General features: G+C 46.6%; 23 protein-coding genes. 15 read left to right on the forward strand and 8 right to left on the reverse strand.

Going from position 1 to position 22,327, the window contains the following annotated elements; translation table 11 throughout:
* Nucleotides 1–14: 14 nt before the first annotated feature.
* Entirely contained in the window at nt 15–410 is a 396-nt protein-coding gene (locus LEPBO_RS0109645) for a nuclear transport factor 2 family protein (RefSeq protein ID WP_017287353.1), read from the forward strand.
* Here the strand turns inward: LEPBO_RS0109645 and LEPBO_RS0109650 are convergent.
* Nucleotides 407–1,207 carry an aspartyl/asparaginyl beta-hydroxylase domain-containing protein gene (locus tag LEPBO_RS0109650; protein ID WP_017287354.1) on the reverse strand — a complete coding sequence of 267 codons (801 nt, stop codon included), beginning with the start codon at nt 1,205–1,207 and terminating at the stop codon, nt 407–409. The two genes, LEPBO_RS0109645 and LEPBO_RS0109650, sit on opposite strands and share 4 nt — an antisense overlap.
* Before the next feature lie 54 nt (nt 1,208–1,261).
* Between LEPBO_RS0109650 and LEPBO_RS0109655 the strand changes: the two genes are divergently transcribed.
* Both LEPBO_RS0109655 and LEPBO_RS0109660 read left to right on the forward strand, forming a co-directional pair.
* The gene (locus LEPBO_RS0109655; RefSeq protein ID WP_017287355.1) at nt 1,262–2,725 is read left to right on the forward strand and encodes a dihydroorotase; all 1,464 of its coding nucleotides are present in this window, start codon (nt 1,262–1,264) and stop codon (nt 2,723–2,725) included.
* 154 nt (nt 2,726–2,879) lie between these two features.
* Complete coding sequence (locus LEPBO_RS0109660; RefSeq protein WP_017287356.1) at nt 2,880–3,662, forward strand: class II glutamine amidotransferase; 783 nt, start codon at nt 2,880–2,882, stop codon at nt 3,660–3,662.
* Here the strand turns inward: LEPBO_RS0109660 and LEPBO_RS0109665 are convergent.
* From LEPBO_RS0109665 to LEPBO_RS45595, 4 genes are all read right to left on the reverse strand, one after another.
* The gene (locus LEPBO_RS0109665) at nt 3,645–4,274 is read right to left on the reverse strand and encodes a nitroreductase family protein (RefSeq protein WP_017287357.1); all 630 of its coding nucleotides are present in this window, start codon (nt 4,272–4,274) and stop codon (nt 3,645–3,647) included. The two genes, LEPBO_RS0109660 and LEPBO_RS0109665, sit on opposite strands and share 18 nt — an antisense overlap.
* 78 nt (nt 4,275–4,352) lie before the next feature.
* Nucleotides 4,353–5,909, reverse strand: coding sequence for a bifunctional metallophosphatase/5'-nucleotidase (locus LEPBO_RS0109670; RefSeq protein WP_017287358.1), 1,557 nt, complete (start codon nt 5,907–5,909; stop codon nt 4,353–4,355).
* A 322-nt stretch (nt 5,910–6,231) separates the two neighbouring features.
* Nucleotides 6,232–6,654: a hypothetical protein gene (locus LEPBO_RS0109675; RefSeq protein WP_017287359.1), complete on the reverse strand. Its 423-nt coding sequence runs from the start codon at nt 6,652–6,654 to the stop codon at nt 6,232–6,234.
* Between the two features lie 191 nt (nt 6,655–6,845).
* Nucleotides 6,846–7,591, reverse strand: a protein-coding gene (locus LEPBO_RS45595; RefSeq protein WP_455565126.1) for an IS1 family transposase whose coding sequence is annotated in 2 segments (ribosomal slippage) — nt 6,846–7,336 and nt 7,336–7,591 — 747 coding nt in all. Because the reading frame shifts where the segments join, the coding sequence is not laid out codon by codon here.
* Nucleotides 7,592–7,684: 93 nt separating this feature from the next.
* Here LEPBO_RS45595 and LEPBO_RS0109690 point away from each other — a divergent pair.
* The 10 genes from LEPBO_RS0109690 (at nt 7,685) to LEPBO_RS36645 (ending at nt 18,156) form a co-directional block, all read left to right on the forward strand.
* Complete coding sequence (locus LEPBO_RS0109690) at nt 7,685–8,743, forward strand: hypothetical protein (protein ID WP_017287360.1); 1,059 nt, start codon at nt 7,685–7,687, stop codon at nt 8,741–8,743.
* A gap of 177 nt (nt 8,744–8,920) precedes the next feature.
* Nucleotides 8,921–12,247, forward strand: a complete 3,327-nt coding sequence (gene hsdR / locus LEPBO_RS0109695; RefSeq protein ID WP_017287361.1) for a type I restriction-modification system endonuclease — start codon at nt 8,921–8,923, stop codon at nt 12,245–12,247.
* A 40-nt stretch (nt 12,248–12,287) separates the two neighbouring features.
* The gene (locus LEPBO_RS0109700) at nt 12,288–13,424 is read left to right on the forward strand and encodes a PDDEXK family nuclease (protein WP_017287362.1); all 1,137 of its coding nucleotides are present in this window, start codon (nt 12,288–12,290) and stop codon (nt 13,422–13,424) included.
* Nucleotides 13,425–13,519: 95 nt separating this feature from the next.
* Nucleotides 13,520–14,986, forward strand: coding sequence for a class I SAM-dependent DNA methyltransferase (locus tag LEPBO_RS0109705; protein WP_017287363.1), 1,467 nt, complete (start codon nt 13,520–13,522; stop codon nt 14,984–14,986).
* A gap of 27 nt (nt 14,987–15,013) precedes the next feature.
* Entirely contained in the window at nt 15,014–15,367 is a 354-nt protein-coding gene (locus LEPBO_RS0109710; RefSeq protein ID WP_017287364.1) for a nucleotidyltransferase family protein, read from the forward strand.
* Nucleotides 15,354–15,704 carry a HepT-like ribonuclease domain-containing protein gene (locus LEPBO_RS0109715; protein ID WP_017287365.1) on the forward strand — a complete coding sequence of 117 codons (351 nt, stop codon included), beginning with the start codon at nt 15,354–15,356 and terminating at the stop codon, nt 15,702–15,704. The genes LEPBO_RS0109710 and LEPBO_RS0109715 overlap by 14 nt, the downstream gene beginning before the upstream one ends.
* A 20-nt stretch (nt 15,705–15,724) precedes the next feature.
* The gene (locus tag LEPBO_RS0109720; protein ID WP_017287366.1) at nt 15,725–16,018 is read left to right on the forward strand and encodes a nucleotidyltransferase family protein; all 294 of its coding nucleotides are present in this window, start codon (nt 15,725–15,727) and stop codon (nt 16,016–16,018) included.
* Nucleotides 16,015–16,359: a HepT-like ribonuclease domain-containing protein gene (locus LEPBO_RS0109725; RefSeq protein ID WP_017287367.1), complete on the forward strand. Its 345-nt coding sequence runs from the start codon at nt 16,015–16,017 to the stop codon at nt 16,357–16,359. The genes LEPBO_RS0109720 and LEPBO_RS0109725 overlap by 4 nt, the downstream gene beginning before the upstream one ends.
* Nucleotides 16,352–17,836, forward strand: coding sequence for a restriction endonuclease subunit S (locus LEPBO_RS0109730; RefSeq protein ID WP_017287368.1), 1,485 nt, complete (start codon nt 16,352–16,354; stop codon nt 17,834–17,836). The genes LEPBO_RS0109725 and LEPBO_RS0109730 overlap by 8 nt, the downstream gene beginning before the upstream one ends.
* 53 nt (nt 17,837–17,889) lie before the next feature.
* Entirely contained in the window at nt 17,890–18,156 is a 267-nt protein-coding gene (locus LEPBO_RS36645) for a hypothetical protein (protein WP_017287369.1), read from the forward strand.
* Nucleotides 18,157–18,283: 127 nt separating this feature from the next.
* Here LEPBO_RS36645 and LEPBO_RS0109745 read toward each other — a convergent pair whose 3' ends face one another.
* From LEPBO_RS0109745 to LEPBO_RS0109755, 3 genes are all read right to left on the reverse strand, one after another.
* Nucleotides 18,284–18,562 (reverse strand): hypothetical protein, encoded by a 279-nt coding sequence (locus LEPBO_RS0109745; RefSeq protein ID WP_026148530.1) that lies wholly within the window; start codon nt 18,560–18,562, stop codon nt 18,284–18,286.
* Between the two features lie 347 nt (nt 18,563–18,909).
* The gene (locus LEPBO_RS0109750) at nt 18,910–20,019 is read right to left on the reverse strand and encodes a tyrosine-type recombinase/integrase (RefSeq protein WP_036045614.1); all 1,110 of its coding nucleotides are present in this window, start codon (nt 20,017–20,019) and stop codon (nt 18,910–18,912) included.
* 312 nt (nt 20,020–20,331) lie between these two features.
* Nucleotides 20,332–20,607, reverse strand: coding sequence for a hypothetical protein (locus LEPBO_RS0109755; protein ID WP_017287372.1), 276 nt, complete (start codon nt 20,605–20,607; stop codon nt 20,332–20,334).
* A gap of 171 nt (nt 20,608–20,778) precedes the next feature.
* On the opposite strand from LEPBO_RS0109755, the gene LEPBO_RS39930 reads away from it, so the two are divergent.
* The gene (locus LEPBO_RS39930) at nt 20,779–21,519 is read left to right on the forward strand and encodes a sigma-70 family RNA polymerase sigma factor (protein ID WP_017287373.1); all 741 of its coding nucleotides are present in this window, start codon (nt 20,779–20,781) and stop codon (nt 21,517–21,519) included.
* Nucleotides 21,494–22,276, forward strand: a complete 783-nt coding sequence (locus tag LEPBO_RS39935; protein ID WP_017287374.1) for a DUF3102 domain-containing protein — start codon at nt 21,494–21,496, stop codon at nt 22,274–22,276. Before LEPBO_RS39930 ends, LEPBO_RS39935 begins: the two co-directional genes overlap by 26 nt.
* Nucleotides 22,277–22,327: the final 51 nt, after the last annotated feature.

Genomic DNA, 22,327 nt, shown 5'->3' on the forward strand with positions numbered 1-22,327 from the left:
AGAGCCATTTTAGTATGACCTCAGAATCTGCCAATACATTAGCTGTTGCTCAGCAAGCATTCACGCATTTTGAGCATGGACTTGCGACCGGAGACTGGCAAGCTTTTTTCGATATGCTGACCGATGATTTTTCGTTCTGGTTTCCGCTTGGGAAATTTTTGGGATTAAATGTCGGGAAGGAACGCGCGATCGAGTTTTTTAACTATGTGTCTGAAGTTTACGAGCAGGGCTTAACATTGACCCTCGATCGTGTCACTAGCAACGAAACGACAGTCGTATTCGAGTTCCGCGATCAAGGACTGATGCGGGGAACGCCGTACAAAAATCGCGTTGCAGTTTCTTTCGATGTACGCGGAGACAAAATTTGTGGCTATCGAGAGTATCTCGGCAGCGATGGCAAATCGAACTAAGCCCCCAATCCTTTGTCCCATTCCAACTGATGACTTAGACCATACAGAACAAAGTCTTCAGGCTTGGCTTTGTCATTCTTGCCAAAAACACCCAAGCTATAAGGATCTTCCTCCATGCGCTGCTTGACTAACTCTTGCTCAAATCGGGCAACGTCTTCTCTCGGCTGATCCGTTTTGAAGAAATCGACGACTAGCACCGTTCTTTCATAGTCTGTATAGTTATGCGGGCAGTGCGGATAGCTATGATCGAGCACCATAAACTCGCCCTCATGCCAGTACAGCTTGTCATGACAGATTTTCATCGCAATATCGCCTTCTGGCACAATCAAACCGAGATAGCCCCGATTCATATGGGGATTGTAGTTCACATGCAGCTTCACATCTAACCCCGGCAGAAACGTTCCAAAATAGACGTTTCTTAAAACATTCTCATGCAGGGCGTTCGTTTGCGCGATCGCGGTTGCTAGCTTCGGGAAATAGTGATTTCTTAACTCAAGTACTTTTTCCGAGACATTCTGTAACTCATACTGCGGATATGTAAGGTGATGTGCCTGAATATATTGTTCAATAAACATTCCTTGAAATAGCACACCAAACGCACTATATTTCGACTTACCTTTTGTTTTAATTGTTTTACTTTTTGGCCCCATCACATTGAAGGCAAGCTCTATTTCTTCGGGAGAAGCATTCTGCCTGAATGAAATAAATTCATCTCGAATCGCTTGCCAATTTTCCTGAAGAAGATTTAGGAAAGAAAACTGTTTGGGATCTAAATGATACTCGTTAAACTGTGCCATAGGTTTTGCTCCCAACCTAGAATCTCACTTCATTCTAAGAGCTTTGGAGGCGTTGTGAATCTGCTGGATAAACTGATCAAAAATGTGCGGGTTGTCCGCCCCAACCAATCTGAAGTTGAGTGCCTCGACTTAGGGATCAAAGACGGGAAATTCGTTCAAATTTCACCCGAAATCAGCGCTGACCAAGCCAAAGAAGTCCTCGATGCTCAAAATCTGCTTGGCTTTCCGGGTGTAGTCGATGCTCACATGCATATTGGAATTTATCGACCCCTTGAACAAGATGCGATCGCAGAAAGTAAAGCTGCTGCAATGGGAGGCGTAACGACGAGCCTCAATTACATGCGCACCGGACAGTATTACCTGAACAAAGGCGGCTCGTACAAAGATTTTTTTCCAGAGGTACTTTCTCTATCAGAAGGTAACTTTTTTGTTGACTATAGCTATCACATTGCACCGATCAGTGCTCAACATATTGATGAAATGCAATGGCTATTTGAGCAGCATGGCGTTGCTTCGTTCAAAATCTTTATGTTCTATGGAGGCTATGGCTTGCATGGTTTGTCTGATCAGCAAAATCTCTTCTTAATGATCAACAAAGAAGAGCGCTATGATTTTGCTCATTTTGAATTTATTATGCGAGGCTTGTCTAAACTCCGAGAGCGCTATCCCAATGAGGCAATTAGCCTCAGTCTCCATTGTGAAGTCGCTGATATTCTGAATGCTTACACCAAGATAGTTCAGCAAGATTCAAGTCTCACAGGACTCAGTGCCTATAGTGCTGCGCGTCCTCCACATTCCGAAGGCTTAGCAATTTGTATTGCATCTTATCTCGCTCATGAAACGAACTGTATCAATATCAATCTGCTGCATCTGAGTTCTCGTAAAGCGATCGAGGCAGCACTGATGATGCAAACGATCTTTCCTCATATCAATTTCAAGCGAGAAGTTACAGTAGGTCATCTTCTCTTAGATGTCGAAACGCCGACAGGCAAATGGGCAAAAGTCAATCCTCCGATTCGACCGCGATCGGATGTTGAAGCGCTTTGGAATGCGGTGATTCAAGGTCAGATCGATTGGATTGTCAGCGATCATGCTTGCTGTGCTGCGGAGAAGAAAGCTAGTCTTCAAGATCCAGACAACATTTGGCTTGCGAAAGCAGGTTTTGGCGGAACAGAATACTTACTGTCTGGAGTGGTCAGTGAAGGGAGCAAGCGGGGGCTGTCTTACAATCAAATCGCAAAGTTACTGTGCTGGAATCCGGCTCAACGATTTGGATTATCGCAAAAGGGAGATATTGCGATCGACTATGATGCTGACCTAGTGCTGGTTGATCCGAATGAAACCTTTGTAGTTCATGCTGCTGAATCTCTGTCACAACAAGGATATACACCGTTTGAAGGGATGGAGCTAACCGGACGAGTCAAGCAAACCTTCTTGCGAGGAAACCTAATTTACGATCGAGGACAAATCTTAGGAAACCCGCAAGGGCATTATTTACCGCGATCGCGCAACTTGTAGAAGAAACAGAACAAAAGAAGCGATTCCCTTGATCAATCATACAAAGTGGCAACAAAAACTCGCCCTAAAATCAGTCTCCCCCAAGCCAAAATGGTATAACTCGGGAACAAGTGATCGCACACTCAAATGTAGTGTGTGAGTTTAGGGAGTCATCATGTGTCAGTTATTGGGGATGAACTGTAATGTGCCCACCGATATTTGCTTCTCGTTTGAAGGATTTTGTGCGCGGGGTGGGAAAACAGACGATCATAAAGACGGTTGGGGGATTGCCTTTTTTGAAGGTTTAGGATGTCGGATCTTTCTCGATGACAATCCCTCAAGTTCTTCTCCGATCGCTGCCTTTATTCGCCAATATCCGATCAAATCAATGAATGTGATCGCGCATATTCGCAAAGCGACGATCGGGGCGGTTGGGTTAGAAAATAGCCATCCTTTTCGCCGAGAATTGTGGGGACGCTATTGGGTATTCGCTCATAATGGCGATTTACCATCGCTGCAATACGATCACAAAGGGTTTTATCGTCCGGTCGGACAAACCGACAGCGAGCAGGCATTTTGTCTGATGCTCAACTACATTCGGCAACAATTTCCTGATGGAAAACCTGCGATCGCAGAACTCTATGCTGCCTTGCAATCGATTACACAGAAGATTGCTCAACATGGCATCTTTAACTACTTACTATCCGACGGTGAACACTTCTTTGCCCATTGCTCAACCAAACTTTGCTACATTGTCCGCCAAGCTCCGTTTGCCGCAGCACACTTGATTGATGAAGACATTACCGTTGATTTTCAAGAGCTAACGACATCGAGCGACCGGGTTGCAGTCATTGCCACGACTGCATTGACAGATAATGAAACTTGGACAGTGATACAACCCGGTGAATTGCTCGTCTTTCAAGATGGTCAACCGCTGGAGCTATCTCAGCAGATTTGAAGATTGTTGCCAACGTCCTGTAAACACAAATGATTCTAGAGGTTTGCGCGATCGCGGAGCCGATAATCTCTGCTGCAATTTATCTGACAGGCTGTAAGGATCGCCGAGATAGCCTAATGCGACTGCATCGACAGGCTCATAACCTTGAGGAATACCATATAGTTCTCTTGCCTTTTCAACATCAAAGCCTGCCATTTGGTGAACATGCAGTCCTAACGCAGTCGCTTGAATCGCTAAATTTGCCTCGGCTGCTCCAACATCATGAAAGGCGTGACGGTTCTGAGTTCCATTCTTCTCAAAATTGAGCTTAGCAACCGAAATCATCAGCACAGGAGCACTCTGCGCCCATTCTTGATTGCCTTCTGCTAAACAGCTTAAGAGCCGATCGAATTCTGCTGGATTGTCTTTTGTCGCAACAATGAAATTCCACGGCTGCTCGTTGTAAGAAGAAGCTGCCCAGCGTGCGGCTTCTAGCACACTTCTCAGTTTTTCTGGCTCGACGAGACGATCCGAAAACGCAAGCGGACTCCAGCGATTTTGGATCACAGCTTCGATCGGATACTGCGTTTCGACAACTTTATCAACTAACGGATCAGAGACAGTTTGGCTCATAAAAAACTCCTAACGGGGCGATCGTTCAATCGTGGTCTAATTTACTTTTTGCAACCTCACTCTCTAGAGGGTTGCCTGTTACTTCATGGCTTGCATTTCCTGAATCACAGCAAATCGAATATCTCGTTTTTCTGCGATCCGCTTCACTCCGGGCGCTTGCAGCGACAAAAATCCAAGATTTTGTTCGTTGCCACTCATCAGAAACTCACTGATTGCAATTCTATAACTTCGGTTCGTCTGAAGCGATCGCTCTTGAATCAACCATCCTAACTTTTCGTCATATCGCACATTCGCCATTTGCAAATATCCACCTGCACCTCGGTTTGCGCGACCTTGATCTAAAACTCGTTTCAGCAATTCTCCGGGGATTTCCACCGAGAGTACTTTCCCACCAAATGGCAAAATCCGAATCACATCATACTGGGTAATTTTTCCGGGTGGAATGCGATCGTCAATCCGAATGCTCCCACTGTTAAAAATTGCAAGTTCTGCATCTCCAACTTCTCGAAGCATTGATTTTGCAATCAAATCAGTCAAATTCGTCGATCGATTGCGAACGCTTTCTTCTAGTCCATCTAAATATTCAGAGGTCGTCGCAATGGTTTGAGCCGGATCAAATCCACTATCGCGAAAGCCTTGGAACCCTTTCTGCTGCCACTCTTGCACAACCTTAGCTGTCGTCGGATCATCAGGAATCGCATCGGTAATCAGTTGCAGTCGAGAGTCGATCGTCAGACAGCGGCTCGTCGTGTCGTATCTGAGCGTATGAATATAAACGGTTCGAGCATTGGCATCTGCTTTGAAAATCGGAGTTCCTTGGTCAAAGCAGCGAGCCGATCGAGTTGGGCGCTGAACAAATCTCCATTGCTGAATGTTCTCATGTTCATGTCCACCCAGAATCAGATCAATTTCGGGCACAGCAACCGCAAGCTGCTGATCTTCTGCAAGACTGAGATGCGTCAGAGCCACAATTACATCTACTTTTCCACGCATTGCAGCAACTTGAGCTTTTGCAGTTTCAATCGGGTCACGATAGCGGACATATTGAGCGGGATTACTATCAATCGTTAGTCCAATTAATCCAATGCGAACTGTGTTACCGCGATCGCCTTGAGTAATGATGATCGGAGCGCGTTCTACATTCGGAAAAGGCTGCCCAAACTCATTATCGACATTGCTCGAAAACCATTTAAATTTTGATTCACTAAGACGTTGTAAAAATTCTTCTTTCGTAATGTCAAATTCATGATTTCCCAGAGTCGCGTAGTCGAAGCCAACTGCATTCATAGCAGCAACCATTTGCTGACCTGCGAGACGTTTACCATTAATTTTTGCAGTGCCTAACGCGGATGGACTCAGTGCATCACCTGCAAGCATAGTAAACGTTCGGGGATTCCTAGCAAGAAGCCGTTTTCGCAATGTTGCGATCCGTGCCATTCCGCCTCGTTTACCTCCTTCAATCGGGGTGATTTCATAAATATCATTGAGATGTAAAAGTGTAATATTCACAACTTCTGCAACCGAAGTGTGAGCAATGCTGAGCACAGCGCCAAAGCTGAGCATAAGACTTGTTGCAGTCAAAGAGATGCGTTGTTGTATCGAGCGTTTCGCGGCTCGCCGTTTCGAGAATTGCATACTAGGATGAACGATGTAAACTGAGTCGCCTAGAATACATCGGAATTCGAGTAAGTAGCGCGAGGTGTTTGGATTTCTTAAGAGTGGTCAGACTTCAACAGGTGCTAAATTCTGGTGACAAGCTAGACAAGTGCATAGGGCACTTGCCTAGGACTTCTTTTGATCAATGCCAGCGTGAATAGAGCAGCGAGCAGGGTTGAACATGCTGCCATCATGAAGAAATACCTTAGGGTAACTTACCCAATTGGGTTTCTCCTTTCATTTGGGTCGCATCTAGTGCAGGCTCAGAGATTCACGACGGCTTATGGCACACTTGCTACGCTTACAAGCGGCAGTCTTGGTTTTGCTGAGGATGCAATGTTGTCCCAAAAGTAGTAAAACATGTGTTCTGAGGGACTGTAGGGAAGCGGTGAAAAAAGACTCGTCTGGTCTCATTAAATAAGCCCGTGAAGAGAATGCCTTCAGTCCGAATATCGGTTGCATTGAAAGGCACTTTAAAGCTGACCGATCGGTTGATCACAACATCCCCTGTCTTATGAGTGAAGGATCTACCGTTAACCTTATAGCTCAATTCATAGCGAGCGACGTAGAGACCTTTATTGATGAACTGAAATAATCTGGGTGGGATCGTTTGGGCACTGCTGGGAGCGGGATTGATGGTCATGCTAGTCGCTGTCATGGTTGCAGTCGTCATTGCCATTAAACCGAGTGCTTGAATTGTTTTGAGAGAGGGACGAAAGTTCATGGTGCAATATCTCCTAATGGATGTAAGTGTTTTGTGGTTGTGATGAAATCCACGTTAGGAGTTTGCAGTTTATGCAGGCAGACCTGACAGATTAGGAGTGTCCCGGATAGGATGACTGAGGAAAGGCAAGCGAAACAAGAAACTGAACGGCTGGCAACTGACGGTAGTGTTCTAGATGTGTGGGCATAACGTTATACTGCTCGCCCGAACTCATGACGATTGATGAATAATCCAATCACAGTATCATGCATCTTCTCAGTCTTGGAAAAACAGATCGTCTTTCTGGCAAGCCGCTTGATCCGAGTTCTCAAAGTTAGATGTTTCCGCTCAATGCGCTGTGTGTTGGCTTTGCCAACCGTATGGTGCTGCTCATCTAGCAATCGCAAGTAAGCTCCCCAACTATCGGTGTAAAACCGTTGAATCGAAAAAGGAGCTAACAGTTGCTGAAGTTGCTTAAGAGCTGAGTCTTCATGGGTGGCTAGCACATAGGCAAGGACTTTTCCAGTTTGATGGTCAATCGCGTGCCACAACCATCGTTGATGCTGCTTTGACTCGACAAAACTCCACATCTCGTCCATCTCCGCCGCCTCGACTCTGACGACCATGACTGCAGTGTTATCCGGTTGGTGCTGTTCGAGCAGACTTATGTTTACTTGTTCAAGTTGACTTGACTTTTTTTCAGCGTTTCAATCACAGTCGTTGGGCTAATCTTCAACACTCTGGCGGTATCACGAATACCACTGCCGTTGATTGCCATGTCGCTGATTTGCGCTTTGACTTCAGGCAGTCGTCCTCGATAGCTAAAGTTCAAGATAAATGATCGTCTCGAACACTCTAAGTTACGGCAACAATACCGTTGTTTTCCAGCAGCACTGCGACCATGCTTAACGACATCCACACTCTGGCAATCGGGACATTGAACAGGTTCTAGGACCATCTCGACTCAGCCCTCTAACACATCGTTTTCATTCTGCCATATATCCACATATCTAGAACACTACCGAACGAATGAACAGATCTGGAGATTGGAATGGATTTTCTGCGCGAATCGAAGAAACTTTTGCAGGCTGCCCAGAGTGCTGCTCAGGAAACGGCTCAGAAAACAGGCGAGGCTATTGATGTTGCTAAAGAAGCGACTGCGGAGTTTCTGACTTCCAGTGCAGAAGAGATCGGACAGTGGGCAGAAGACTCATCTGCCCTTGCCAATCAAACCCTCCAACAAGTGACTTATACGGCAGCAAGTTTAGGGACAACAGGTGCTCATTTTGCAGTAGCGCTCGCCGCGTTGCCTCAGACGGTTGAAGAATTAGCAAGAGAAATGCCAAAAATTGCTCAGCGGTTGAAATATGGCGCGGGAGTTCGCACGATAGATTTGCCCAGAACAGATGCGGACGTGATGGCATTATTCAACAAAATTCCAGCAACCTCAAAACTGGGTCGTGATCCTCAAACTGCAATTAGCCAATTTCTTGCAGATAAACACGGTAGCCATATTACACCTCGTTCCCAGGGTGGCTCAAACGCAGCAAATAATATCGTGTGGGAGATGGGCATCGATAATATTCGTCGTGGAGCACAAGCCATGACAGGTGGGGAACAGGTTTACATTCGGATTTACAATGCTGTCGATTCAATCGTGCGGAACTCAGGCGCACTCGCCCGGATGGGTGTTACCGTTACCCTAACAGCGACATTGACTCAAGTTGTTGTAGTGGCGATCGCCTATTCTTTGGATCTTTACCGTGGGGACATCACTGTTGAGGAATACAAGCAGCTTCTTCTGGACACACTTAAAAGCGTCGGTTTAAGTACGCCAATTTTCTTCTTAATATTTGTTGCGGTGCTCGCATTGTTTCCTGAATTTGCAGTGCTGCTCTCTGCACCTGTAGTGGTTGCAGGATTCAATGCATTACTCGGTTTGAGTATTGCCACTCCGATTATTCAGTCTCTGCAACGACACATTGAGGCTGGCGGATTTGGAGAAGAGGCCAGTCACCAATACAATTCATTGAAAAGTAGCATTCAAGACCAGATTAATACGTGGATTCAGAGCAATACTGATTCAGCAAAATCCTTGAATGAAGCTTAATTTACTCAAAGTTCAAATCGAAAAGCTGGGAAATTTATTGGATAGTTTTTATACTCGTATTAACTTTTCTACTAAAGTCTGGTACTCCATCTAACCAGAGCAATGCAAATTAGAAAGGTGTCCTAACCTCGCCTGCTGTCCTACGGGTTCGGCATAGGCTGCTACACACTTGCTGCGATGCCAACTTCGTACAACTTTGAATTTCTAGCGGTTCACGATCGTCAACTGGTTCGGCTCGGTGCGTTAGCCGAGCAGTATTTTCCGACTGACCCAAACACTTGTCTGATCAAGCTCCGGCAGTTTGGCGAATTACTGGCAGAGCTCGTCGCAGCGAAAGCGGGTTTATACGAGCCAGAGTTGCGGCAAGTTGATTTACTCAGGCGGTTGCGCGATCAGGGCATTTTGCGTGGAGATGTTGATCGCTTATTTCACGAATTGCGAATTGAGGGAAACAAGGCGACTCATGGTTTAGAGGGCAATGAGCGCACAGCATTAAGCTGCTTGAGATATGCGCGTTGGCTTGGAACCTGGTTTCATCGCACGTTCACGAAAAATCCGGCTTTTGATCCTGGCCCATTTTTACCGCCGCCCAATCCAGTTCGAGAAACCGAAGCTCTCAAAACGGAGTTAGAACGGCTGCGTCAAGAGATTCAGCAGGGTGAAGCTGCGATCGCTGCCGCGCAATTGGCAGCACAAACGGAAACGGAACGACGGATTGCGGCGGAAACATTAGCCACGGAAATTGAGGCACAGCGTCAAGCTGTGGAAGCGCATCTAAAAAAGATTCAGGAAGATGCGAAGCAGCAATCTCAGCAAGTGCTTCAACAAACCGTTGAACAGGCACAGAGCGCCGAAGTGACGATCGTGCTCGATGAGAGAGAAACCCGACGATTGATCGATCAGCAGTTACGGCGTGCGGGATGGGAGGTCGATTCAGAAGAATTAACCTATGCAAAGGGGACGCGGCCGCAGAAAGGACAGCACATCGCGATCTCTGAGTATCCTACCCGTGGGGGACGAGCCGACTATGCGTTGTTTGTCGGGCTGCAAATTGTGGCAGTTGTGGAAGCGAAGCGGCAAAGCACTGATGTTGCGGAAGGGGCACTGAACCAAGCCAAGCGATATAGTCGGGGGTTTGAAGCAAGAGATGGAATTCTTTCGAGCGGAACGTGGGGTGAGTATCATGTCCCATTTGTGTTCGCTACGAACGGACGACCGTTTTTGCAGCAGATTCAGACGAAGAGCGGGATTTGGTTTTGTGACTTGCGCCGCCCAAGTAATCTACGATGTCCATTACAAACTTGGTACTCGCCTCAAGGCTTAATCGATGCACTGGCTCAAGATGTGGATGAAGCTCATATCAAACTCAGTCAAGAAGGCTTCAACTATGGTTTAGAGCTGCGAGACTATCAAATCCGAGCCATCCACTCGGTCGAGGCAGCTTTAGCCACAGGAGCGCGAAAATTGCTCGTGGCAATGGCAACCGGGACCGGAAAAACTAAGACTTGTATTGCGCTGGTTTATCGCCTGCTCAAAGCAAAGCGATTTCGTCGGATTTTGTTTTTGGTGGATCGGACTGCACTTGGAGAACAGACTGAGAATGCGTTCAAAGAGTCTCGAATGGAGAATTTGCAGACCTTCACGGATATTTTTGACCTTAAAACGCTCAAAGATACTGAACCGGATCGAGATACTAAGGTTCACGTCGCCACGGTACAAAGTTTAGTCAAACGTATTCTTTATCCGACGGATGAAAGTGCTGTCCCAACCGCAGATCAATACGATTGCATCGTGGTCGATGAGTGTCATCGCGGATATTTGCTCGATCGTGAATTGAGCGACGAAGAAATCGAGTTTCGGGATTTCGACGATTATGTCTCGAAATATCGTCGAGTTTTAGAGCAGTTTGATGCCGTTAAGATTGGGCTAACTGCAACTCCTGCATTACATACAACGCAAATTTTTGGTGATCCGGTCTATACCTATAGCTATCGAGAAGCGGTGATCGATGGCTGGCTGATTGATCATGAACCTCCGTTTCGGATTCGGACGGCGTTGTCGGAAGATGGCATGGTCTGGAAACCCGGCGATCGTATGGAATTTTTTAATCCTCAAACGGGTGAACTTGATTTGGTTCATGCTCCCGATGAGGTGAGGCTGGAGATTGAGCAGTTTAATAAACAGGTTGTGACTGAGGAATTTAATCGGGTGGTGTGTGAGGCGATCGCGCCCTATCTTGATCCGGCACTGCCTGAAAAGACGTTGATTTTCTGTGTCACGGATGATCATGCCGATATCGTTGTGCGGCAACTCCGTAAAGCCCTCGCTGACCAGTATGGTAGCGTCGATGACGAGGCAGTGCAAAAAATTACCGGGAAAGCAGATAAGCCATCGCAATGGATTCGGCGCTTTCGCAATGAGGTTTACCCAAAAGTGGCAGTCACAGTCGATTTATTGACAACCGGGATTGATGTGCCTTCGATCTGTAATTTGGTGTTTATTCGGCGGGTGAACTCACGAATTCTGTATGAGCAGATGTTAGGACGAGCAACCCGTCTTTGTGACGGTAAAGAGGTGTTTCGGATTTTCGACGCGGTAGATTTGTACACGGCGATTGCGCCTGTTTCGTCGATGAAACCGATAGCAGTTGATCCTAAGCTTTCCTTCACGCAATTGGTCAATGAAATCGGTACAGTTCAATCAATTGCTGCTGTTGAAAGCATCCTAGATCAACTGCTTGCCAAACTTCAGCGTAAGCGGCGACATCTCAGTGAAACGCAGCTATCGCAGTTGGAAGCGATTGCAGGTGTTCCTGTTGCAGATTTGGTGGGCTATCTCAAACAGCAAAAGCCGGATGAATTAAGAGCTTGGTTTGAGCAGCGTCAAAGCATTGGAGAAATTCTCGATCGTAAAGATGGCGGAGTTAAGCCAATTCTGATTTCTTATCACGCGGATGAGCTGCGGGGAATCGAGCGAGGTTATGGTACGGCAGAACGTCCCCAAGACTATCTAGAAAGTTTTCGCGCTTTCTTGTTGGACAATCTCAACAAGGTTCCAGCCTTGATTGTGGTGACGCAACGTCCACGGGATTTGACGCGATCGCAACTCAAAGAGATTCGATTCTTACTGGATTCTGAAGGCTACACGGAGAAAAACTTACAAGTTGCATGGCAAGAGACGACGAATGAAGATATTGCAGCTTCGATTATTGGCTTTATTCGTCAGGCAGCTTTAGGAGATGCGCTAATTCCTTACAGTGAGCGAGTCGATCGCGCCATGCGGAAGATTCTTGCCAGTCGGAGTTGGACACCGCCCCAGCGTCGGTGGCTGGAGCGGATTGGGAAGCAACTTAAGGTTGAAGTGATTGTCGATCGCGAGAGTTTCGATCAAGGCGCATTTAAAGCCGATGGCGGTGGGTTTGAGCGATTGAATAAGATGTTTAACGGACAGCTAGATGAGATTGTCGTCGAGATTCGCGAGCAGCTTTGGGAAGACGTGAGTTAGGGCTGACTTGCAGTAGGTTTCAGAATGTGTGGGGGTTACGATGAGCGCAGGAATATTTGTGATTCAAGAGAACGGGCAACTGGTTGAGATGGCAGAACGAGCGTATGACTCAGAGGCATTGCTCCAGGAACTGCTTGAGAAATATCCAAACCTGCTGGCCGGGGATCAAATTAACAGTGGTGAGCCGAGACGCTGGCTTTTGATCTCTCGCGAAATGGGAGTTCCATTTGAAGAAGCGGGTGCAGGGCGTTGGTTTGTGGATCACTTATTTCTTGATCAAGATGGAATTCTCACCCTGGTCGAGGTGAAGCGGAGCAGCGATACCCGAATTCGGCGTGAAGTGGTTGGACAGATGCTGGATTATGCCGCGAATGGCGTTGTTCATTGGACGGCTGAGAGAATCCGTGCCAGCTTTGAGGCGAACTGCCAAACCCAAGCCCAAGAACCAGAGGAAGTTTTAGCAGAATTTCTCGATGGTGATGCTGATACAGAGAAGTTTTGGCAACAGGTTGCAACTAATCTCCAAATCGGCAAAATCAGAATGCTATTCGTCGCAGATCAAATTCCACTAGAGCTTCAGCGTGTAGTGGAATTTTTGAACGTGCAAATGAATCCGGCAGAAGTTCTCGCTGTTGAAATCAAGCAGTTTGTGGGAGAAGGGCTGAAAACGTTGGTGCCTAGAGTAATTGGACAGACGGTGGAAGCTCAAAAGAATAAGACTTTAACGAGTTCTGCAAGCCGACAGTGGGATGAAGCCTCTTTTCGTCAAGCACTGGAATCGAGGCAAGGAGGAACAGAACTGGCTGAAATTGCTGATAAACTCCTGGACTGGGCGCGACGAAAAGAACTCTATCTGTGGCGAGGCAAAGGGTCGAAATATGGTTCAGTGATGCCGATTTTGAGCCATCGCGGGGTAGATTATCAGCTTTTTTCAATTTGGACGACAGGATCGATCGAGATCGGGTTTCAGTATCTCCAAAATAAGCATCCGTTTGATGTCGAGAGTAAGCGTGTAGAGCTTTTAACTCGACTGAATGAGATCGAAGGAATTTCTCTGCCTGAATCGGTGATTACGAAACGTCCTTCGCTGCCATTAGCAGTGCTCAAGCCCGAAGCGAGTTTGCAACAGTTCTTGGCAGTATTTGATTGGGTGATCGATCAGGTTAAGTTAGATTAAATCGGATGTACTAATTTGATTGACGCTTGACTCAAGCTGGTTTTGGCGTACTCTGGATAGGTTCGATATTTCACCGAGATCGTTCGTGATTTCTCATGACTGCAACCACTGATATTGGTCAAAAGCTTTGGACTCTCTGTGACTCTCTACGAGACGATGGCATCACGTATTTGCAGTACGTCACGGAATTGACCTACCTGCTGTTTCTCAAGATGATGCAGGAGACGGAGAACGATCATCAGTTGCCTGAAGGGTATCGGTGGGCGGATTTGGTCGGCAAAAATGGCGTGGAGCAATTGGAGTTTTATCGATCGCTCCTGCTTCATCTCGGTTCAAAAGATTCCTCAAAGCGAGTGCAATCCATTTTCGCGAATGCTCAAACTGCTCTGAAACAACCTCGAATTCTCAAGAAGCTTGTTCAGAGTATGGATGAAATTGACTGGTATTCTGCAAAGCGGGAAGGATTAGGCGATTTGTATGAGAACTTACTCGAAAAGAACGCCAGTGAGAAAAAGTCAGGAGCGGGACAGTATTTTACGCCGAGACCGTTGATCGATTCGATGGTGGCGCTGATTCAGCCGCAAGTGGGAGAACTGGTGCAAGATCCGGCGGCGGGGACGGGTGGGTTTTTGATTGCTGCGGATCGCTTCGTTAAAGAACAGACGGACGAGCTTTACGATCTGCCTCAAGAACTGCAAGATTTTCAGCGGCAGCAGGCGTTTTACGGCATTGAGTTGGTGCAGGATGCTCATCGGTTGTTGCTGATGAATTTGATGCTGCATGGAATTGAAGGGGATGTGGCGTTGGGCGATACGCTTTCTTCAGATGGGCAGAGATTGAAACGGGCAAATGTGATTTTGACGAATCCGCCGTTTGGGACGAAGAAGGGAGGCGGGCTGCCGTCACGGGATGACTTTACCTATGCAACTTCCAACAAGCAGTTGGCATTTTTGCAGCATATTTATCGATCGCTGAAGCCCGGAGGACGTGCCGCAGTGGTGTTGCCGGATAACGTGCTATTTGAAGATAAGCAAGGTCGATCGATTCGAGCGGATTTGATGGATAAGTGCAATTTGCATACGATTTTGCGCTTGCCGACGGGGATTTTTTACGCGCAGGGTGTGAAGACAAATGTGCTGTTTTTCCAGCGTGGGACGACTGAGAAGGGCAACACGCAGTCAGTCTGGATCTATGACATGCGGACGAATATGCCGAGCTTTGGGAAGCGGATTCCGTTGACGCGGGATCATTTTCAGGAGTTTGAGCAGTGTTACGGAACTGACCCGAATGGTCAGAGTGAGCGGATTGATCAAGGCGAGACGGGGCGGTTTCGCTGCTTTACGCGAGAGGCGATCGCGAAACGGGGCGATAACTTAGATATTTCTTGGCTGCGGGATGAGAGTTTGCAGTCGGATGAGTTGCAAGAGCCAGAAGTGATTGCGGCGGAGATTTTGGAGCGGTTACAGGTGGCAACGAAGGAGATGGAAGCGCTGATGGTGTTGCTGGAAGGGGAGGAAGCGGCAGAGGCGGTGACGGCTTCGGTTGGGTTGCCGCTGCTTTAAGATCAAGTTAGGCAAGCAGGAGGATTCATGAGCGTTGAGCAGACGATCGATTTAAATCGGATTTTGCACGATCGCTTAAAGGTGTCGCAGGATGCGATCGCCCAGTTTTGTCGGCGCTGGAAAGTTACTGAGTTTGCATTGTTTGGGTCGGTGCTGCGGGATGATTTTCGGGTAGAGGGCGAAGATCGCAGCGACATTGATGTTTTAGTGGTATTTGACCAAAATTCGGGGTGGAATCTGTTCGATGTGATGAATATGCAGCGAGAGCTAGAAGGATTGCTCGATCGAAAAGTGGATTTGCTTGAGAAACAACAGTTAAAAAACCCTTATCGGCGAAATAATATTTTGAAGTCGCATCGGGTAGTTTATGCAGGCGAATGAACGGGATATTGCAGATCTGTGGGACATGGCGCAGACGATTCGACGAATTCAAGAATTTAGCGCGGGCAGCACATTGGGGGACTACTTGAATAGTGCTTTACTACAAAGCGCGATCAAGCGTCAGTTTGAGGTTTTAGGAGAGGCAGCACGACGAATTTCACCGGATTTTCAGCAGGCGCACCCGGAGATTGATTGGAGAAATATTATTGGTCTAAGAAATGTGATTGCTCATCGGTATGAACAGGTGATCCAGGAGAGACTTTGGAATAATATTGAAGCGATTTTGCCAGATTTGTTAGTACAGGTTGAATCGTTGTTGCCGCCATTGGAGGAGTAGGGATGTGAGGGGAAAATGTTATGAAGTCAATTGAGGAAATTCGACAAGTTCTGAGGGAAAGTAAGCCGCTCTTGCGGGATCAGTATCGAGTGACTGAGGTGGGGATTTTTGGATCTTATGCGCGGGGTGAGCAGACTGAGACGAGTGATGTGGATGTGCTGATCGATTATGAGGAAGCTCCAACGCTGTTTAAGTTGGTTGAATTGCGGGGCTTTTTGAGTGAGTTGATGGGTGTGAAGGTCGATGTGGTGACGAAGCATGGGATGAAACCACGGATTCGAGAACGAGTGTTGTCAGAAGTGATTTTTGTATGACGGGTCGATCTCTGTCTGAGTTTTTGCAGGATATTTTGGACACGATCTCAGAGATCGAGAACTTTACAGCAGGGGTTGAGTTTGAAGCGTTTCAAGCAAACCGAGAAAAGATTTTAGCGGTTGTGAAGTTGATCGAGATTTTGGGCGAAGCGGTGAAGAAGATCCCGGATGAGGTTCGGAATCGGTATCCTGAGATTCCTTGGAAATCGATCGCGGGAATGCGCGATATTTTGGTGCATGAATATTGGGGGATTGATGTTAACGTGATTTGGGCAACGGTTCAGGAAGGTTTGCCACCGTTGAAAGTTGTGATTATTGAGATTGTTAGTAGCGATGAGTGATGAATTAATCGAATTACCTGAAGGTTGGCAGTGGGTGGAAATAAGAGATATTTTATCGATTACTTCGGGTGAAGCATTCAAGAAGAAAGATTATTCCTCATTCGGTACAAAATTACTTCAAATAGCTAATGTTTCTTTTGGCAAAATTACTTGGGAGCAGCAGAACTTTTTACCACAAGACATTGCACTGCAATATCCAGAGATTTTTTTGAAGCAGAATGACATAGTAATGGCACTAAATAGACCAATCCTCGACGGTCTATTAAAAATAGCTTGTCTTAAGGAAGAAGATTTACCTGCAATACTTTATCAGCGAGTAGCCTGCTTCAGACTTTTCGTAGAGGAGATGAAAGAATATTTCTTTCACTATTCCATGTCTCCCTCATTTATTCAGATGATTTGCGATAACTTACAAGGATCAGATCAACCATATATCAATACCAGTGTCTTGCCGGGCTTAAAAGTTCCGCTTGCTCCGATCGCTGAACAAAAACGCATCGTTGCCAAAATTGAGGAGCTTCGATCGAAGACCCAAAAAGCGCGAGAAGCACTGGAAGCGGTACCGCAGATGTGCGATCGCTTCCGTCAATCCGTCCTAGCTGCTGCCTTCCGAGGGGACTTGACCGCCGATTGGCGCGAAGAAAATCCTGATGTTGAACCTGCACAGGCTTTATTAGAGAAGACTAGAGTACAGTGTAAACAACAAATTAAAAAATTTGCAAAAGATTCTACTCCGCTCACTGTAGAAGAGTTACCAACCATTCCCGCTTCATGGCAATGGATTCGTTTCAAAGAAATAATGACTGCGTTTCGCTCTGGCTCTACAGAAGTACCTCAAGATAATTTCACAAAGTATCCAATCTTAAGATCGAGTAGTGTTAGACCAGGAAAAGTTGACCTTCAAGACATACGTTTTCTAACTCAGCAGCAGAGTACAAATGCTGATAATTACCTCTGTGAAGGTGATCTATTGTTCACTCGGCTGAGCGGAAGCTTAGACTATGTGGCTAATTGTGCAGTAGTACGCAACTTAAGTGGAGCAGAAATTCAATATCCAGATCGTCTTTTTTGTGCAAAGTTAGTTGATCAGGCATATGTTGATTACAGCGAACTCTGTTTTGTTAATCCGGTTGTTCGAGAAGTTATTACTAGACGGGCTAAATCATCTGCTGGGCATCAGCGTGTTTCAATGAGTGACATCGCCGAAGCTCCTATTCCATTCGCCCCCTTAGAAGAACAGAAAGAAATAGTAAAGCAAATTCATTCGCTATTTGGAGTTATCGATCGTATTCAACAACAATACGAAGATGCAAAAGCGCGGCTTGAGAAGCTCGATCGAGCCATTCTTGCCAAAGCCTTTCGCGGTGAACTTGTGCCGCAAGATCCCGATGATGAGCCTGCGTCGGTATTGCTTGATCGGATTCGGCAAGAGCGGGCGAAAGTGAGCGATCGTAAATCAACCAAACGCAAACGGTAAAATTAGGAAAGAGATCGTTGTGCTGTATGGATTTTTAGACTGGAGAACGCATCATGAGTACCGAAGAGCAACTCCTAGAATATTGGCGCAAACTCCCGTCTGATGCTCAGCATCAAGTTTTGGAATTTACGCGATCGCTTCAGACTGAAGACAATTCACCAGACTTAGGCGCGCCTGAGCATCTCACCATTCGATCGCGTGAGCATCTCGATCAACTCCTTCAAGAAGGACTCGAAAGCGGCGACTCGATCGAAGTCACCGACGACTGGTGGGCGCAAAAACGCGATCTCCTCTTTAGAAATACATCCGCAACCTGCTGATACCGTGCTTGAAATGATTCGTGTCCTTCATGCAGCACAGGCTCTCGATCGTCTTTTGGAAGATCTTGATTGAGAGGAGCGATCGTAAATCAGCCAAACAGAGACGGTGAAGCCGATTTTAAGCGAATTAGGAGAGTTTAAGGTTCAACTGACTCGAAATCGAGACGACAATCCCCTTCTTCCGTAACTCTCCCAAAGCTTTGTAAAGATCACCCTCATCCAGATCCCAGCGATCGCAAAAGGCAATGACATCGATGGCAGGATTCAGCTTGCTAGGATAATCAATCTGCAACGCAAAAAAGACATAATCGCGATCGCTCGTGAGGAGCTTTAAGTCGCGAATTCGTAATAGCTCATCTCGGTCAAGCATGTAAGCGAAATCGGACACAGGTTCGTGATCAGCCATAAAAATATAGTACAAACGTATGATTACGCTACACGAAGCGCCTGCTGATGGCAAGAGGTTACTTTAAAGTGGCTCTCTATGTCATCTCTTTCAGCTTTTGGTGAATATGAAACACCTACTGGCTACTATCTAGGAAGACTGAAGAGTACATACAGTCTCAGAAGTTACTAAGTTACTTCGGAAAGACAACTTCCATAGGTAACTGGGTATTTCTCTTACTGTATAAGGGTTTCAGAAGCTCTCCAACCTAAAAAACGAATATAGCAGGTAACTCCGGAGTTACCTGCTATATAAGGGTTTCAATCAAAAGTTACCACGTTTCCCTAAGTTACTTCGGGAAACAGACTCTATGAAATTTCAGGTAGTCTTACGTTAGTTTTGATTACACCTGCATAATGTTCATAAATCATTTTCACGCTGGTTCGAGTCAGTTTCGCCACGACTGTAGGGTCTTCCCCTTGAGAAAGCCAGTAACTAATGAGAGTTGGTCGAGTGCCGTAGGGTTTTCGATAGGGGATATCTAGCTTTTCCAATACTTTTGTCCATGCGCGCTGCCTAAAATCGCGATCGCTCAGATAGCCCCCACTGGAACGGGGAAATACAAGATTATCAGGACTGACTCCGACTGCCTTCCTTCGCTGCAACAACTGTTGCAAAGACTTGCTCAAGGGAATATGCCCTGATGCGCCTGTCTTAGTTGTCTTCAGAATGCCACGGTAATAAGCTTCTCCAATCCAAACTGAGGAGCAGTCCTCGTTCACATGCTTCCAACGCAGCGCGATCGCCTCCCCAGGTCTACACCCAGTGCCGAACATAAACTCGACGTAATCGGCGTAGAACGAGTAATAACGATCGGCTCGGAACCCTGCGATAATTGCCTTCACTTCATCCACAGTGAATGGGTTAGGCGGAGGAGTCTTCCCTGGCTTGATGCCCTTACAAATTTTCTTCCAAGGGTTCTTGTCTAGCAGGTTCTCTTCGATCGCCCAATCCCAGCAAGCCGACACCAAAGTAACCCTCTCCTTCAGTGTATTTGCACTCATTGGGCGCTTCGTATTGGGCAAAATGCGCTCTGATAACCATTGCCGAAACTGATCGGCTTTCTCCGCAGTCACCGTTTTCGCCTGCTGTTCTCGAAAGAATTGCTGCAAATATCCCAATGTGGCACGGTATTTGATCAGGCTCTGCGAACAGATTTCTCTTGATTTTGCCTTGATAAATTTTTCAAAGAGGTCAACCACCTTGAGCAAATGTCGTGCTTCAAGCGACGGCTTGTATTTGACCAGAGTAGGGTCGAACTGCCCATAAGCGATGTCGCGGTCAATCTCATCGGCTTTCATCTGCGCGATCAAACGATTCCGGGAACTATCTGCTAATCCAAGCGTGAGGCAATAACGCTTAGCCTGATACGACCAACGAAGGCGCAGATTCCCTTTAAAGCTTTCAATTTTGGGCATTGGTATATGTTCTTTATGTAGAACAAGAAACGAGTGGTATCGCATACCAGTTTCATACCAATGTCTGAGTTTTCCCTAGCGGAAGTGACATTCTATGAAGCCCTTATTGAGAATTGAGCAATTCTTGAGAGCTATGCCCTGAAACAACAAAAGCCAGTCATAGACTGGCTTTCATCTAATCGGAGCGGCGGGATTTGAACCCACGACCCCTACTACCCCAAACTTGTTACCTTGAAGTGTGTGGCAATTGATACAGGCTTTTCAGAATTATGTCTTTTTGAGATCTCAGTTTTGATCTCAGTTCTAGCTCGCTCAAGTCAGCTTTGATCGCATCTGCCTGCGCTTGCGCCTGATATGAGCAGATCCGTTACGTAGTGATTTTCGACTCTTCCAGTGCTCGTACCAATGCGCTGAAACCCCTTGCATCAAGAAAACTCCACCTGTGCGAAAGTAAACCCTGATATCTAGGCGCAGAATCCCATCGTCGTAAACGCGATCGACGATCATTTTCTCATCTCGCCACTGCGCTGTGGTTGAGAGTGGACGGACTCGATCTCCCACCTCAAACTCGATCAAGTTGATATCCATAGCTGTGGGAATCCTATCGGATTTTGTGATTTCTAAGTGATTTTCAGGTTCTAAAAATATTTAATCAGAGAAGTCAAAGCCTAGCTATTTCAAAGGATAGAAAGATTCAATCTTGATAGCAACTTCATAGTATTTTCTGTCGATAAATAACTGTAAAGAATTTTGTAAACTATGAATAAGCAGCGGTTTCACGAACTATTTGAAGCTTATGCGCGACTGCGATCGACGAATCCGAACGGAAAAGCAGCGATCCATCTGCGAAATCAACTTGTGATCCGGAATCGATCGCTAGCACGCGAAATCGCGCACCGCTTTAAGGATCAGTGCCCAGAGCCGTATGAGGATTTGGAGCAAATCGCCACGATCGGACTAATTAAGGCTGTTGAAAAATACGATCCGAACCGAGGGGCAGCATTTAGCTCGTTTGCTGTGCCGTACATTCAGGGCGAAATTCAGCACGCCCTACGCGATGATTACGGCGCTGGCCCCAAAAAACCACGGCGAGAGATTGAACTCTCTTCCAGAGCAAAGCGGTTAGTCAAAATACTGGAAGTTGAGCTAGACGAGACGGTGCTGGCGAGAGGATTAAAAGTTTCTGCTCAGAAGCTGCGGAATGCGATCGAGGCTCGAAATCTTGCCCCTGTTAAATCACTGGATGAAGTCATTCATGAGCCTGCGGAGGAGATCCCAATCGAGCGGGATTATTCCTGGATTAAGCAGCATCTAGCAATTCTGCCAGAACCAATTCAGTCAGTCGTGATTGAACATTGCCTAAGAGGTAAATCAGTCGCGCAGATTGCTCGTAAGCGCAAAGTATCATTAGTTGATGTTCAGGAGTGGCTAGACCAGGGCTTACTGAAGCTAAAGCAGCGCTGCGAACTAACAGATGGAAACACGAATTCTAGCCCCTGAATTTCGGTACGATTTACTAGACACAGAAACGCGAATCATTGTGCAACAACGCACGTCTGAGATTCGTAGCATTATGAAGCGCACAGTTCATGATGCGATCGAGATTGGGGTGAAATTACTTGAAGTCAAAACCCGCTTAGGTCATGGGCACTTCGGCGAATGGCTCTCGCGTGAGTTCCAATGGAGCCATCAGACCGCAAATAACTACATGCTCGTTGCAGATAAATTCCAAACGGTTGGGAATTTGGACGCGATCGCGCCATCTGCGCTGTATCTACTGGCATCAGATTCAACGCCTAGTGAAGTACGGCAAGAATTCATTGATCGCGCTCAATCTGGTAAAAAAATCACCAAAGAAGCTGTCAAATCTGCTATTCAAACCGCAAAATTGCAGCCGGGAGATGAACGGATTGTAGTTGAGCCAACAAACCCCTTGCACGGGCAGAAAGTGACAGTTCAGAAAACAGATGGCGACGTGGTTTACTGCGAAACCCCTCAAGGGACGAAACCGATCGCAGTCGGCTGGCTGGGAACCGAAGCCGATTTATCTCCCAAAGTCCAAGCGAGCGATAAAGCCAAGTCTTCTAACCCAACTCTTTCAGAACTCCTAGAGACGGCAGAATTGGCTTTAGAAGTTTCGCGATCGCGGGTTGAGCTTCTACAAGACTGGGGTAAGCGCGTCTGTGAACAAGTTGACCTGCCGATGTCATTGCTTTCAGAAGCATTTGAATTGGGTATCATCTCATCAACGCTATAAGAAGTGTCAATCCGGGTAAACAGGATGCTACTAACCGCTCTCGCTTGCTGG

The sequence above is a fragment of the Leptolyngbya boryana PCC 6306 genome (genome assembly GCF_000353285.1).
Taxonomy (GTDB): Bacteria; Cyanobacteriota; Cyanobacteriia; order Leptolyngbyales; family Leptolyngbyaceae; genus Leptolyngbya; species Leptolyngbya boryana.